17 protein-coding genes are annotated in these 15,104 nt (G+C 36.9%); 1 reads left to right on the plus strand and 16 read right to left on the minus strand.

Annotation, left to right across the window (positions count from 1 at the left end):
• Positions 1–41: 41 nt before the first annotated feature.
• Positions 42–782 carry an alpha/beta fold hydrolase gene (locus tag ID741_RS03025; protein WP_218327021.1) on the minus strand — a complete coding sequence of 247 codons (741 nt, stop codon included), beginning with the start codon at positions 780–782 and terminating at the stop codon, positions 42–44.
• Between the two features lie 118 nt (positions 783–900).
• On the opposite strand from ID741_RS03025, the gene ID741_RS03030 reads away from it, so the two are divergent.
• Entirely contained in the window at positions 901–1,809 is a 909-nt protein-coding gene (locus tag ID741_RS03030) for a magnesium transporter CorA family protein (protein WP_246601541.1), read from the plus strand.
• Between the two features lie 10 nt (positions 1,810–1,819).
• Here ID741_RS03030 and ID741_RS03035 read toward each other — a convergent pair whose 3' ends face one another.
• The 15 genes from ID741_RS03035 to ID741_RS03105 all read right to left on the minus strand — a co-directional run bounded on the left by ID741_RS03035 (position 1,820) and on the right by ID741_RS03105 (position 14,964).
• Positions 1,820–2,569, minus strand: a complete 750-nt coding sequence (locus tag ID741_RS03035; RefSeq protein ID WP_438718995.1) for a helix-turn-helix domain-containing protein — start codon at positions 2,567–2,569, stop codon at positions 1,820–1,822.
• 78 nt (positions 2,570–2,647) lie between these two features.
• Entirely contained in the window at positions 2,648–3,403 is a 756-nt protein-coding gene (locus tag ID741_RS03040) for a helix-turn-helix domain-containing protein (RefSeq protein WP_218327023.1), read from the minus strand.
• A gap of 98 nt (positions 3,404–3,501) precedes the next feature.
• Entirely contained in the window at positions 3,502–4,191 is a 690-nt protein-coding gene (alsE, locus tag ID741_RS03045; protein WP_218327024.1) for a D-allulose 6-phosphate 3-epimerase, read from the minus strand.
• 21 nt (positions 4,192–4,212) lie between these two features.
• On the minus strand, positions 4,213–5,313 hold the full coding sequence (locus tag ID741_RS03050) for a PTS fructose transporter subunit IIC (RefSeq protein ID WP_218327025.1): 1,101 nt from the start codon (positions 5,311–5,313) through the stop codon (positions 4,213–4,215).
• A gap of 22 nt (positions 5,314–5,335) precedes the next feature.
• Positions 5,336–5,650, minus strand: a complete 315-nt coding sequence (locus ID741_RS03055) for a PTS fructose transporter subunit IIB (RefSeq protein WP_218327026.1) — start codon at positions 5,648–5,650, stop codon at positions 5,336–5,338.
• A gap of 18 nt (positions 5,651–5,668) precedes the next feature.
• Positions 5,669–6,118: a fructose PTS transporter subunit IIA gene (locus ID741_RS03060; RefSeq protein ID WP_438718996.1), complete on the minus strand. Its 450-nt coding sequence runs from the start codon at positions 6,116–6,118 to the stop codon at positions 5,669–5,671.
• A 19-nt stretch (positions 6,119–6,137) separates the two neighbouring features.
• Complete coding sequence (locus tag ID741_RS03065; RefSeq protein WP_218327028.1) at positions 6,138–6,449, minus strand: PTS fructose transporter subunit IIB; 312 nt, start codon at positions 6,447–6,449, stop codon at positions 6,138–6,140.
• A gap of 12 nt (positions 6,450–6,461) precedes the next feature.
• The gene (locus ID741_RS03070) at positions 6,462–6,884 is read right to left on the minus strand and encodes a PTS sugar transporter subunit IIA (RefSeq protein WP_438718997.1); all 423 of its coding nucleotides are present in this window, start codon (positions 6,882–6,884) and stop codon (positions 6,462–6,464) included.
• The gene (locus tag ID741_RS03075; protein WP_438718998.1) at positions 6,871–8,343 is read right to left on the minus strand and encodes a BglG family transcription antiterminator; all 1,473 of its coding nucleotides are present in this window, start codon (positions 8,341–8,343) and stop codon (positions 6,871–6,873) included. The genes ID741_RS03070 and ID741_RS03075 overlap by 14 nt, the downstream gene beginning before the upstream one ends.
• Positions 8,344–8,492: 149 nt before the next feature.
• Positions 8,493–9,200 (minus strand): purine-nucleoside phosphorylase, encoded by a 708-nt coding sequence (gene deoD / locus ID741_RS03080; RefSeq protein ID WP_218327031.1) that lies wholly within the window; start codon positions 9,198–9,200, stop codon positions 8,493–8,495.
• Positions 9,201–9,249: 49 nt separating this feature from the next.
• Positions 9,250–10,068, minus strand: a complete 819-nt coding sequence (locus ID741_RS03085; RefSeq protein ID WP_438718999.1) for a purine-nucleoside phosphorylase — start codon at positions 10,066–10,068, stop codon at positions 9,250–9,252.
• A gap of 18 nt (positions 10,069–10,086) precedes the next feature.
• Positions 10,087–11,259 carry a phosphopentomutase gene (gene deoB / locus ID741_RS03090; RefSeq protein ID WP_218327033.1) on the minus strand — a complete coding sequence of 391 codons (1,173 nt, stop codon included), beginning with the start codon at positions 11,257–11,259 and terminating at the stop codon, positions 10,087–10,089.
• Between the two features lie 84 nt (positions 11,260–11,343).
• Positions 11,344–12,297, minus strand: a complete 954-nt coding sequence (locus tag ID741_RS03095) for an ABC transporter permease (protein ID WP_218327034.1) — start codon at positions 12,295–12,297, stop codon at positions 11,344–11,346.
• Positions 12,297–13,439: an ABC transporter permease gene (locus tag ID741_RS03100; RefSeq protein ID WP_438719000.1), complete on the minus strand. Its 1,143-nt coding sequence runs from the start codon at positions 13,437–13,439 to the stop codon at positions 12,297–12,299. Before ID741_RS03100 ends, ID741_RS03095 begins: the two co-directional genes overlap by 1 nt.
• Positions 13,432–14,964, minus strand: a complete 1,533-nt coding sequence (locus ID741_RS03105) for an ABC transporter ATP-binding protein (protein ID WP_246601554.1) — start codon at positions 14,962–14,964, stop codon at positions 13,432–13,434. The genes ID741_RS03100 and ID741_RS03105 overlap by 8 nt, the downstream gene beginning before the upstream one ends.
• Positions 14,965–15,104: the final 140 nt, after the last annotated feature.

Raw genomic sequence — 15,104 nt, forward strand, 5'->3', positions numbered from 1 at the left:
TTTCTTTAAAATTGTATCATACATCCAAAATTTTCAACAAATTAACCAAATAGATTTTCGTGGAAAAAATCTGTAATTTGGTCCATCGTTTGTCCTTTAACCATATGCCGCTCATCGGCACTTTCAAAAATCACATTTTCTTGTGGATTTCCCGATACAAATGTTGCTACATCCTCATAAGGAATTTTTTCATCTTCTCGACCATGCCAAAATAGTAACGGACGACCAGCTAAGCTTTCTGGTTGTTGTGACAAATCATACTCTTCAATCCAAGCCAATAATTTTCGATAATCCTTTGGTAAATAAAAACCCAATTGACTGGCATGTTCTTCAATCCGTGCACGATATGTCAAAGGTGCTGGCGAGCCCATTACGCAAGCTGCGACATTTATCTCCGGATGTTGAGTTAATAACATGCAAGTAGTCATCCCACCCATCGAAACACCACCAACGCCAATCTGTGCTGTAACTAAATCTAATTTTTTAAAATAATCCACTATGTAACCAAACTCAAACAAATTACCTTGAATACTATCAAAAAAGGTCAGCGATGGAATCTTAGAAACTGCTTGTCTGCGTTCACCATGATTAGGAGCATCAGGTAAAAGCACTCGCATTTTTTGTTTAGCAAGTTTTCGTCCTTGAGTCAGAACCAATTCTTTTGCCGTTTGCCAGCCATGATAATAAATCACTAATGGCAGCGGTGTGTGAACATACTCTTCTGGTACTACTTCTAGTAAAGGAATATTTCCCACCATTCGTCTGCGTACAGCAATTTTCATATTATATTTCACCTCTTCGTCTTCTTTTAAATTGTAACTAAGAATATCGATTAGGACAAATCTTAGCGCAGATTACAAACTCCTGCTATACTGGGACAGGATTTGATGAGGTGAGAAAATGACAAAAAAAATGACAACCGCAAAAGCACAAAATTTTAACTGGATTAATTTAGATTCTGATACATTTGGTGAGGATTCAAAAGTTTATCAAGAATACGGCATTGACGAAGAGGTCTTAAATTATGCCCTCGATAAAAATGAACGTGCACGGGTAGAATATGACGATCAGCTACAAATGTTTATCTTGATCTACAATGTACCGAAATTGAAAAAAATTTATAATCACTATGAGACGGTTCCGCTAACTTTTTTAGTTCGAGGACAAAATCTAATCACTATTTCCAACCAAGAAAATGGTTATTTGGTCGAAACTATCAAAAATTTATTGATGAAACATCCAGATTTGTCTTTGTATAAATTTCTTTTTACGATTTTATTTATTATTTCTGATTTGTATTTTCCAATGGTAGAAGAAATGAATGCTGATCGCCAATTGATTAGCAATCGCTTAAAAGAAAAAACTAGCAAAAATAATTTGCTAGCTTTATCCGATTTAGAAACCGGGATTGTTTATTTAATTTCAGCTGCTAAACAGAATACGGTTCTGCTAGAACAAATCAAAACCAATCCTATTTACCATTCGATTAATGCCATCGAAAGAGAACAACTAGAAGACACTTTAATCGAAGCTAAACAACTAGTTGAAATGACTGAATTGGCCTCAGAAATTTTACACGGTATCTCTGGAACCTATAACAATATTTTGAATAATAATTTAAATGACACTATGAAAATCTTAACTGTCTTGTCTTTATTATTGACCATTCCCACCATCGTTACTGGTTTTTTTGGCATGAATGTACCCTTGCCCTTTGAGCATGATTTGTCCGGTTGGTGGTTCATTATTATCATTAGTGTTGTTGGCTGGTTTGGTTTTTCCTTTATTTTGCGGCAGATCTTAAAATAAACCAGATCTGCTATTTTTCTTTGTGAATTTCTTCGTAGAGTGAAGCACCACTAAACATTAAATATAGAAGATTTTGTGGGTCTTCTATTTTCACACCATAAGAGCTTAGTAAAACTAACAACTGTGGTAAAAAGTCCCGTGGTTTACTTAAGATACTTAAACTATAGGTTTGATTATTTTTTGTCGTAATAACTAAATCAATCGGGTCGGAAAACCAAATATCAAATGCTGAAAAACGGGGTCTTTTGGTGTAAGACAAACAGGCAGTATCAATTTCTTCATAAGGAATAATTATTTTCTTCTCTGTATTAGTCAATCTTTGATATTGAACAACTAAAGGCGTGTAAGAAAATTCGTGAACCACTATTTGTTTTGCTTCTATCACCCAATAGTTTCGAATCAAGGCCGCCAAGCCAAAAATAGAAAGCAACAACATCAATACTAACCAGATAAACCACAAATGCGTAAAATCAAATTGCATAAAACTAGCTGTAATAAATCCAGCAATTAAAAGAAAAAATAACAAAGAAACCCCGCTAAAAAAATGACCCACTGTATAAGGTAGTTTTAATTGGTCAATTAGTTCATCATAAGATACATCTAGTGTAGTGCATAATTTTTCCAGTTCAACCTTGGTTGGAATAGCTTGATTTTTTATCCATTTTTCAACAAATGCTACTTCCACATGTAAATCACTCGCCAATTCCTCAGTTGAGAGATGTAAAACTGCTTGTCTTTTTAAAATCAAATCTCCTAACATCTTTTCCCCCTCCTTTATTCAATTAAATAATAAGCCTATAAGATAAAAAAACCAATCAACTGACAGTTGATTGGCGATTTAATCAGCTTTATGGAATTCTTCATAGAGAGAAACATCTTTTAACAATAACTCAACAATCTCGTCATCGTCCTTGACCTTCACGCCTCGATGCTCTAAAAACATCACAAATTGAGGTAGATAATCTCGAGGCTGATTCAACAAATCAAACGAAACAAACTTGCCATCTTTTTTTGTAACGTCTAAATACATCGGATCCGCACTCACATCTACAACGGAAAAACGAGCTTTTTTAGTATAACGTATCTTAGCTTCGGCCATCTCAGTATAGATGATTCTTGTTACTTTAGCTTTACGCATTATTAATTGAAACATTCCCCAAAAAGGAACGCTTGAATAACCTACTTGATAAATTTCCTTTTGATCAATCACCCAATAATCTCGAATCAAAAACGGAAGAATCATACCAGAAATTATGATAAAGTAGATCACACCCGCTAACCATAAATCGATTCGGAAACCAATCAAAAAACCCGTGACTAATACATCTAAAAGCAAAAAATTTCGCAATCGTTTCATAGTAAATTTTTTCCCCACGACATAAGGCTTTTTAAAAAAGGGACTCCCCCGTAAAAGCTCATCAATCGAAAGGTTAAACACTTCACTTAACGCGATTAAATTATCAATCGAAGGCACAGCTAAATTTTTTTCCCATTTCGAAATAGCTTGTGGCGTCACAAAAAGCTGCTGCGCCAATTCAACTTGGGTCAAGCCAGCTTTTGTCCGATATATTTGTAACAACTCCCCTAAACGCACAACTATCACTCTCCTGCTTTCATTATAAACTTTTTTATCCCCTAAAAGTAAAAAAAGACTGGATCAAAAGTTATTTAACTTTCAATCCAATCTAAAGGTTATATTAGTGCTTTCCCAGTCATATCTTCGTAATCTTTTTTCATGATTTCCCAAGATTTTTCAATCTTATCATCTAGTCCAAATAAACCGCTGCGACCAACAATATAGATGTCTGGTCCGGCTGCATCAATTCGTTTGAATGATTTCCGATTTGATGAACCGTCCATTTCGATAACATATTTGTAACCTTTTTCTTCTCGTAATTCCCGTAAAGCAACAATTTTATCTAAGGTACTTTCGATAAAGCGTTGTCCAGCAAAACCTGGATCAATTGTCATAATGGTAATTTTATCCAACAATTCGATATATGGAAAAATTGTTTCAATCGGTGTTTCTGGATTTAAAACAATTCCTGCTTTTAAACCTGCATCATGAATTTGATCGATTAAACGAAATGCCATGCCATCTAAAACTTCAGCATGCATACAAATCCATTCACATTTTTGAGCAACTAATTGATCTACCCAAAAACTTGGATTTGTCACCATCAAGTGTGCTGACATTGGTAAACTACTGATTTTGCGTACTTCATCAATAAACCACGGTGATAAAGTAATATTTGGCACATAATGACCGTCCATAATATCAATGTGATAAGAATCTACCTTATCATTTAGAAAAGTAATTTGTTCTTTAAATTTATCTAAGTCCATCGTCATTAATGATGGTGAAAATTCTACTTTGTTCATACTTAACCTCGCTTCATTTTTTTAGAAAATTTGAATATCGTCTAAACTAATTTCATCTTCTTCCACTTCTACCGCTGTATCTAATTCTTCTAACGGTACATTTTTCTTAATCACCGCTAATGCTACAGCGGTCACTACAATATTTACTAAGAGCGCCATCACGCCAGCCATTGGACGCGACATGGTTGGAATCATCAAGACACCACCAAATGGAACTGTTGCATCGGCACCTAAGACCATTGATACGGCACCACCTGCTGCACCACCGATTGCAGTTGCGACAACACTACGAACAATATCATTCATTACTAAAGGAATAACACCTTCGACAATATTGATTACACCCATCGGTACGGCAGATTTTAAAGTTTCAACTTCCACTGAAGAATAAATATTTTTTCTAAATAATTTCGCAATAAAATAAGCTAAACCGAAACCGATTGGTGTGGCAGTATTGACTAGTTGTAATGCAGTAATTGGTCCATTCAACCCTTCTGCTTGCATCGTTAATACAAAAGCGAAAACTGTTTTGTTGATTGGTCCACCGTAATCGACACCACTTAAAATCCCGACAACTGCACCAAAAATTAATAATGACGAAGAACCTAAACCATTTAATAAGTCCGTTAATAAATTAGTAAATGCGGCAATTGGAATCCCGATAATGTATACCATGATTAATCCGCCGACAATTGATGTTAAAAATGGTACTACTAAAGTTGGCATCAAACCTTTTGCCCAGTTTGGTAATTTTACATATTTTAAGACGGCCAATACTAACCAACCCGCCATGTAACCACCAATGATACCGCCGATAAATCCAGCGCTGATTGCGTTTGCTGTCAAACCGATGATAAAACCTGGTGCAATCCCTGGTTTCGCTGCAATCGAATAAGAAATTCCGGTAGCAATCACGACTGGTAATAATCCTAAACCAGCTGCTCCCATCGTTGCTAAAGCATCCCAGATTGAAAATTCTCCTTGTACTAAAGCTGATTGGTTACTTCCGCCAAAAGCCATCCCAATGGCAATTAGAAAACCTGCGCCACAGACAATCGGGATTAAATAAGAGATCGCCGTCAGCAAGTGTCCTTTTAAATTTAACCGTTTGATAAGTTCCATTTTTGTTTCCCCCTAGAGTATATTATGCTTGTGCCACCACTTCGGCCGCCTTTTCAATAAGTTTGTTAGGTGATTTCACGGCAATTTCTGTTGGAACTTGGATAATGCGTTTGCCCTCGAAACGTTCCCGACCAGAAATTTTTACATCTACCGCTAAAATAACCACGTCTGCTTCATTGATTTGTTCTGGTGATAATTCATTTTCCACACCAATTGTTCCTTGCGTTTCCACTTGAATCTCATAACCGGCTTTTTTTCCGGCATTTTCTAATTTTTCTTGCGCAATATAAGTATGGGCAATTCCCACGGTACATGCTGCTACTCCGACAATTTTCATCAATGATTCCTCCAATTTTTAGACAAAGGCCGTAACGATTGCGTCTTGATCTTTGGCTTGTAATAAGTTTGCTACGACTTCATCATTACCTAATTTGCGGGCAAACATTGCTAATAATTTTAAGTGATCTTTAGCGGCTTCAACGTCATCTCCAACAGCAAATAAAATAATTCCTTTAACGCCTTTGCCATCTAAAGTTTCCCATGGAATTTCTTCGTTGTTAATACCGATTGCAACACCAACGTCTTTTACAAAAGCACTTTTTCCATGAGGAATTGCGACATAATTTCCGATTCCTGTTTGGCCTTCTGCTTCTCGCGCGTAAATATCTTTGATAAAACCTTCGATGTCGGTAATGTTGCCATTGGCCAACAATAATTCTGCTAATTCATGTAAAACTTCATCTTTAGATTTTGCATTCATATTAGTTTTCATCAAATTTTTGTTTAAAATTTCGGTCATTTCCATTTTGTTCTCCTCCTAATAATTATCCCGCAACAACTTCAGCGGCTTTCTCAATTAATTTATTTGGTGATTTTACTGCTACTTCAGTTGGTACTTGGATGATGCGTTTGCCTTCAAAACGTTCGCGACCAGAAATTTTTACATCCACTGCTAAAATCACGACGTCTGCTTCTTTAATTTGTTCATCTGACAATTCGTTTTCCACACCGATGGTTCCTTGTGTTTCTACTTGAATATCATAGCCGGCTTTTTTACCAGCGTTTTCTAATTTTTCTTGTGCGATATATGTATGGGCAATTCCCACGGTACATGCTGCTACTCCGACGATTTTCATAAATGATTCCTCCTAAATTTCTCCAACTATTTCAGTTATTTGTTTGATATGATTGGCTGCCAACAAATTTTCGACAAATTCATCATCAGCTAATTTTCGAATAAATAAAGCAATTCTTTTTTTGATTTCCACCGCTTCATTTTCTTTTAGCAAGATGGCAATCACAAATGCTACGTCTCCTTGTTTCTCCCAGTCAAAAGTTTGCTGCAACTTCACTAATAAAACTTGGCTCGTTAAAATATCAGGACTTTCAATATGGGGCAAAGCAACTTTTTCCGCCACCATAATACTGCCTAAATCCACCCGCTCTTTTAACTGTTGACTGACTTTTTCAGGCGCAGTAGTCGCAGCTTTCTGACTTAAAAACTGATAGATTTCTTGAACATTGCTAAACGTATCAATCATTGCTACTTGATATAATTTATTTTCGCTCATGATAAATCTCCTCAATTTTATTTTTCAGCCGTTCTTCATCTTCCTTTGAAAACATCGCACTAACTAATAAATTATTGATGGGCACTTGCTGATTCAAATCAATCGTGGATAAAATCAATTCCACGCCGGCATAATTTTGCGAAGTTTGATCGTAATCTCTCGTGGCCAAAACATCGACAATTTCCAACTCAGGAAACTTCTTAGCAATTTTGACTCGTAATAATTCCGAAGTTCCAATCCCAGTAGTACACATAATCAAAGTTGGAATCGGTCGCCGATCAGTTTCTAACACTCGAGCAAAGTACAACGTGATAAAACCATTTTCATCATCATTGATGGTTGCCAGTTGAAATTTTTGACTCGCTAACACTGAGACTTCTGTGACTTGCTGAAAAATATTGTCGTAGACACTTTTAATTTGGTCTAATAAGCCATTTTTCACACGGATTTGATTTTCTAAACGATTCAACATCGGTTTTATGTGATTAGCAAAATCATTGAAAAATGTTTCATTCACCATCGCAATTCCTAAACGTTTGGTCATCTCTTCCAAATAGAAATAAGTCACGTCGTTCACTTTGTCAGAAAAATGATTGTTTTTCTTATTATTCCCTTCAATTCTCGAAGAAACCAAGTATTGATAGAGATGATAAATTTCATTTTCCGGTAACGGCTCATTGATATATTTGCTAATGTTATCAATCACCGTTTCAGCAATTTTCTTTAACTCAGGATCTTTTGCCATCTCTTGTTCTTCTTCAGTCGTCACTTCTCGTTTAACAATTTGCGAAGATTTACGAGAACGACTGACTAAAATATACAAGTGAGAAAAAATATTCACGTTATAAGGATAAGGAATTTGCAATTTCATCTTGCGCAGTTGATCCAAGATATACAAAACATCATAACTATTGAAGTTTAAACTTTGATTGTTGCGCAATTCTTCAATATCAACAATGTTCATGTTTTGAATCACATCGCCAATCGCTTTGCGGATATTTTTCTCTTCTCCGACGATCGCCAACTGCCGATTTTTTCGCTCCAAAACTAAATCATACTGCGCCAACTCATTCGTCAAAATCTGTTCATCACTGGCCACCACTGAATCACCGACATAATACTCATCGAATAACTCATAAATTTTTTTCGGATGCGGTGCCGCTAATAACAAAGCTTCTAGCACGCGTTCTCTCCGTTGTTTCGGCGTGAAGTCTATTTGCTTTTCACTTTTTACCACTGGATTGCCTAAATATTTTTCATAGTTTAGTTTAAATCCGCGACCTTTCTCAGAAAAAATCATGATATCATCAGTGACTTCATCATTAATTTTTTTGACTAAGCGATAGACCGTTTTAGGTGAAATATTAAAATGTTTGGCAATCTCTTCCCCCGTCACAAAATCTGACTTGTTAGAAAGATACAATAATAGCTGCTTTTCGCGATTTCCTTTTTTACTCATAACTATTACTCCTTCGATATCTTTATAATAAAGCACTTTCAAGAAAGCGTTTCACTTATAAATGTCCAATGCACTGGACATTTTTTTAGCGGACAAAAAAATACTAAGAGTAATAGGTTTGTCCCCTACTACTCTTAGTATAGTTTTTTTTATTCACCAATCAATGTTTCTAAACCAACATGCATCATATCTTTAAAGGTATTTTGGCGTTCTTCTGAAGTAGTTTCCTCACCAGTCAGCATATGATCACTAACCGTCATGATGGCTAAGGCTTGTACATCAAACTTAGCAGCTAAGTAATATAAAATTGCTGCTTCCATTTCCACACCTTTGATACCGTAATTCGCTAAATCAAAAGTTGGTTTCAAATCATCTTTGTAGAAAGTATCTTCTGATAAAACATTTCCCACATGAGTTGTAAAACCTTGCTCTTTAGCAATATTATAAGCTCTTACCATCAAATCAAAATCAGCAATCGGGGTAAAATGGAAGCCTGGAAAATGCTTAGCTACCATTGATGAACTCGTTACCGCGCCTTCAGCAATAATCAAGTCTCGCACATGAACATCTTTTGATAAAGCACCACAAGTACCTACGCGAATTAATTTTTTCACGCCATAAGATTCAATTAGTTCCTGTGCATAAATTCCTGCAGAAGGCATCCCCATACCTGTTCCTTGAACAGAAACTCGTTCGCCTTTATAGGTACCAGTATAACCTAACATCCCTCGCACATTATTATAAATTTTTGCATCTTCTAAAAAGTTCTCTGCAATAAATTTTGCTCGTAATGGATCTCCCGGCAATAAAATTTTATCTGCTACTTCTCCAGCTTTCGCCTCAATATGAACGCTCATCGTATTCCTCCTAAAACTATTTTTAATCATGATTTAGCTACATGATTTTTTAAAGTTCCTGCAATGTTTCTTTCACTAAGAATTTGAAATCTTCTTTTACTCTTTCAGTTGTTTCGACAACTTCTGCATGATTTAAATTAGCTTGCATTCCTGCAGCCAAGTTCGTAATACAAGAAATCCCCAAAACTTTCAAACCACTGTGAACTGCAACAATCACTTCAGCCACGGTAGACATACCCACAGCATCAGCACCCATCGTGCGAGCCATATGAATTTCAGCTGGTGTTTCATAAGTTGGCCCACTAAAACCCATATAAACCCCTTCACGTAAATTTAAGCCCACTTTTTTGGCAGCTGCTCTAGCTACGTCTTGGTATTCTACTGTGTAAGCATGGCTCATATCAGGGAAACGAGGACCCATTTCATTATCGTTGGGACCAATTAAAGGATTGGTTCCGGTGAAATTAATATGATCATTAATCAACATTAAATTCCCTGGCTCAAAGTTTTTATTTACCCCGCCAGCTGCATTGGTTACGATTAATGAGTGAATTCCTAACGCTGCCATCACTCGCACAGGATAAGTCACACTTTCCATTGGATAACCTTCATAAAAATGGAAACGTCCTTGCATCGCTAAAACTTTTCTGCCTGCTAAGGTTCCATAAACCAACTGCCCTGCATGTCCTTCAACCGTTGAAATTGGGAAATACGGAATATCGCTATAGGCAATCTTCACCGCATCTTCAATTTCATCAGCTAATTCCCCTAAGCCAGAACCTAAAATTAAACCAAATTCAATTTCATTAACGCCTTTTTCTTGGATATAACTGGCTGTTTGCTGCAGTTTTTCTTGTAAACTTGTCATATAAGTCAGTCTCCTTTTTTATTTTAATAGTTTTAAGAAGCTTTCGCCATTTTCAGTTGCCGGTACATCAAAGTTTTCAGCAATTGTTGCTGCAATATCAGAATAATAACCTTGTGGTAATTGGCCCTTTTCTTGCATTTTTTTGCTGTAAACTAACAATGGTACATATTCACGAGTATGATCTGTTCCAGGGAAAGTTGGATCATTCCCATGGTCAGCTGTAATTAATAATAAATCATCCTCTTCTAGTGCATCCAAAATTTCTGGAATTCTTAAATCAAAATCTTCAATCGCATGTGCATAGCCGACAACATCCCGACGATGACCATATAAAGCATCAAAATCTACTAAGTTGGTAAAACTTAAGCCTGTAAAATCTTCCTTCATGACCTTCAATAATTGATCTACTCCGTCCATGTTACTTTTCGTACGGACAGAATCCGTGATTCCTTGACCATTGAAGATATCATTAATTTTCCCTACAGCAATTACATCTTTACCATTGTCTTTCAATGAATCTAAAACAGTTTTACCAAATGGATCTAAAGCATAATCATGACGATTACTTGTCCGAGTAAAATTACCAGGTTCACCTAAGTAAGGACGGGCAATAATCCGACCAATCATATAAGGATCATCCTTTGTGATATCTCTAGTATATTGGCAAATCCGATACAGTTCTTCTAACGGAATAATTTCTTCATGAGCAGCTATTTGCAACACTGGGTCAGCAGAAGTATAAATAATTAAATCCCCAGTTTTCATTTGTTCTTCACCATAGTCAGCAATTACTTCTGTTCCACTATAAGGCTTGTTAGCGCCCATAATAATTCCTCGTCCAGAAAACTCAGAAATTTTGTCTAATAATTCTTGCGGAAAACCTTCAGGAAATACACGAAATGGTGTTTGAATATTTAATCCAGCAATTTCCCAATGACCAGTCATCGTGTCTTTACCAACCGAAACTTCTTCTAATTTAGTCGCATAACCGTCGTGATCAGTAATATTTTTTACGCCATCTAATGGTCGAATTGAACCTAATCCAAGTTGTTCTAAATGAGGAATGTTTAGCCCCGCTTCTTTGGCAATATGACCTAAAGTATCGCTACCAACATCATTAAATTTATCAGCATCTGGTGCTTCACCAATTCCAACAGAATCCATAACTACTAAGTGCATACGCTTAAACATATTCTTCCTTCTTTCTCATTTTTATTTACAAAAAGGGCGACACTAAGCAACGCTGTCCCTTAGTCCCACCCTTAAAAACAAAACTTATTTTGATTTAATATAGTTCACACCGTCTGCTTTTGGTGCAGCGGCTTTACCTAAGAATAATACTAAAACGATAATCGTCAAAACATAAGGGGCTGATTGTAAATACACATCTGGAATTTGTGAAATCACTGGTAAATTTGATCCAGCAATACTCAAGTTTTGGGCAAAGCCGAAGAAAACAGCCGCTCCCATCGCACCTAACGGATTCCATTTACCAAAGATCATCGCAGCTAGTGAGATAAATCCTTGGCCGGCAATCGTTGTTGCGGCAAAACGTCCAGCGATTGATTGAGCGAAAACAGCACCACCCATACCACCTAAGAAACCAGAAATTAACACACCTGAATAACGTAAGGCGTAAACATTCATCCCTAAAGTATCTGCTGCTTGTGGATTTTCACCAACTGAACGTAAGCGTAAACCAAAACGTGTCTTGAAGATGACAAACCAAGCTAAAACAGAAATAGCAATTGCAAAGTAAGCCGGTAAACTAGTTGAAGCAAAGAATAAATCTCCGATTACTGGAATCTTACTTAACACAGGAATATTTGTATATCCAAATTGATGTGAAATTGTATCAGTTTGTCCTTTATTATAAAGTACTTTAATAAAGAATATTGTTAAAGGTGGCGCCAATAGATTCATTACAGTCCCACTAATGATGTGATCTGCTCGGAATGAGACGGTTGCTACTGCATGTAGTAGCGAGAATAACATCCCTGCCAAACCGCCGACTAATACTCCTAGCCAAGGGGTCCAGGCTCCAAACTGACCAGCAAAACTTAAGTTAAAGACAATCGAACTAAAGGCACCAAAAACCATAATTCCCTCTAGACCAACGTTAACGATCCCGCTCCGCTCAGAGAAAACACCACCGAGGGCTGTTAAAATTAACGGTGCAGAATAAACCAATGTTTGCGTAATTAATGAACTAAGCATTTGTAAATTCATTATAATTCGCCCCTTTCTTTATTCTCATGTTCTTTCGCGGTCTCGTCCTCATTTAGAATTTCCTTAACAACGGCTTCTTCCTTTTTACCGCCAGAAACTCTAGCTAAACCTACTTGAACGATATATTTAATTGCAACGAAGAAGATAATAATTGGAATAACACTATTTGCTAATTCACTTGGTACACCAGCGAACTGCATTCCTTGACCACCCAGTTTTAAAACACTGAATAGTAAAGCCGATAACAAGATTCCGATTGAGCTACCATTACCCAATAGCGATACGGCCATCCCGTCAAAACCAATACTAATCGAAGAACCTTGGACAAAGTAATTCATGAAGGTTCCTAACCCTTGAACCACGCCACCTAAACCAGCTAAAGTACCAGAGATAACCATCGAAATAACGATTGTACGTTTGCTACTCATACCAGCATATTCAGAAGCAAATGGGTTCAAACCAACGGAACGAATTTCAAAACCTAAAGTTGTTCGTTTCATCAAGAACCAAACCAATACTAAGAATACTAAAGCTAAAATGAAACCTGTATTTACCCGTGAACCACCAAAAATATTTGTTAACCACTGTGCTCGAAGCGAGCCGTTGGCACCGATAATTTTGGTTACCCCTTTATTAGAAATAATATCAGGATTCATGACGTTATTAACAATGTGATTGGCTACATATAAAATCACATAGTTCATCATGATAGTAACGATAACTTCACTTGTGCCAAAGAAAGCACGTAAAACACCAGGAATTGCTGCAGCTAGCGCACCCGCTAAAGCACCAGCAATAATTGCTAATGGTAATACAATAGCTTTTGAGGTATCTGGCATGCTTAAAGCGACCCAGATACTAGCAACCCAGCCACACAATGCTTGACCTGATAGCCCGACGTTAAAAAATCCCGCTGAATTCGCTACTGAGAAGCCTAACGCTGTAAAAATCAAGGGGCCTGCGCCAACAAGAATTTCCCCAATGGACATCTTGCTCTGGAAAGCAGAGTTAAACATTGCCTGATAACCCGTTACCGGATTAAAGCCAAAGATTAACATCAATACTGCACCTAAGGCAAAACCTAAAATAACTGAAATAACTGGTACTAAAATATTTCTAATTCGCTCTTGGCGATCATTCATTTGACTCACCCGCCTTTAATTCTTTCCGTGCTTCTTCTAAACTATAACCAGCCATTAATAAACCAAGTTCGTTTTCAGAAGTCTCTTTCGGATCAACAATCCCGACAATTTCACCGGCATGAATTACAGCGATACGGTCAGATACGTTTAAAATTTCATCTAGTTCAAAACTGACTAACAGCACACCTTTATTTTTATCCCGTTGTTCGACTAATCGATTATGAATATATTCAATCGCTCCGACATCTAATCCACGAGTTGGCTGTGCCACAATTAATAAATCTGGGTCACGATCAACTTCTCGAGCGATAATCGCTTTTTGCTGATTCCCACCTGATAATGAACCGGCAGGCGCTTTTTCACTTGTTGTACGGACGTCGTATTCTTCGATTAAACGTTTGGCGTATTTGTCAATTTCACCGTGATTTAAAACACCCATTTTACTAAATGGTGCATGATAATATGATTGCAATGTAAGATTTTCAGATAATGGCAATGGTAAAATTAATCCGTATTTGTGTCGATCTTCTGGCACGTGTCCTACACCTGTTTCGGTGATTTTACGAGGACGTTTATTAGTAATGTCTTCGCTACCTAAAGTAACTGTGCCGCTTTCTACTTTTCTCAATCCGGTGATTGCTTGAATCAGTTCGCTTTGACCATTTCCATCGATACCAGCGATTCCGACCACTTCACCACGACGAACATCTAAGCTTAGGTTTTTTACCGCTTCTAAACCACGACTTTCTTTCACTGATAAATTCTTAATCGAAAGAATAACTTCACCTGGTGTTGCAGGTATTTTATCTGTTTTAAAGGAAACTGAACGACCAACCATCATATCAGCCAATTGTTGTGAAGAAACATCTTTCACATCTACCGTCCCGATTGATTGTCCACGACGGATAACAGAACAGCGATCTGCCACTTTTTTGATTTCATCCAACTTATGGGTAATCAAGATAATCGATTTGCCTTCTTTTACTAGGCTACCCATAATTTCGATTAATTCATCAATTTCTTGCGGTGTTAATACAGCTGTCGGTTCATCAAAAATCAAGACATTGGCTCCCCGGTATAAAGTTTTCAAAATCTCAACCCGTTGTTGCATCCCAACTGAAATATCACGAATATAAGCATCAGGGTCTACTTGTAAACCATACTCTTCAGATAAACGTAAAATTTCCTGACGGGCTTTTTTCTTGTCTAAAATGCCCAAATGCGTCAGTTCACTACCTAAAATAATATTTTCTGTTACTGTAAAAGCTTCTACTAACATGAAATGTTGGTGAACCATCCCGATTCCTAACTGGTTCGCCTTGGTTGGACTAGAGATATCTACTTTTTGTCCATCCATCAAAATCTCACCTGAAGTTGGTTGCAATAAGCCTGACAATACGTTCATTAAGGTTGATTTCCCGGCACCATTTTCTCCTAACAGTGCATGAATTTCGCCTTTGCGAACTTTTAGATTGATATTGTCATTGGCTTTAAACGTGCCAAATTGCTTGGTGATATTGCGCATTTCAATGACATACTGTTCTTCTGTCACTATTTTTCACATCCTATCACTTTTTAGACCTGAGCAAACAGATTTACCTAAAGGGATTCTTCCCTTAGTCAAACAGTAATTACTTTACTGCTTGACTAAATAAAGAATAAGGA

This window comes from Enterococcus sp. AZ103 (genome assembly GCF_051714685.1).
GTDB lineage: Bacteria > Bacillota > Bacilli > Lactobacillales > Enterococcaceae > Enterococcus_A > Enterococcus_A alishanensis.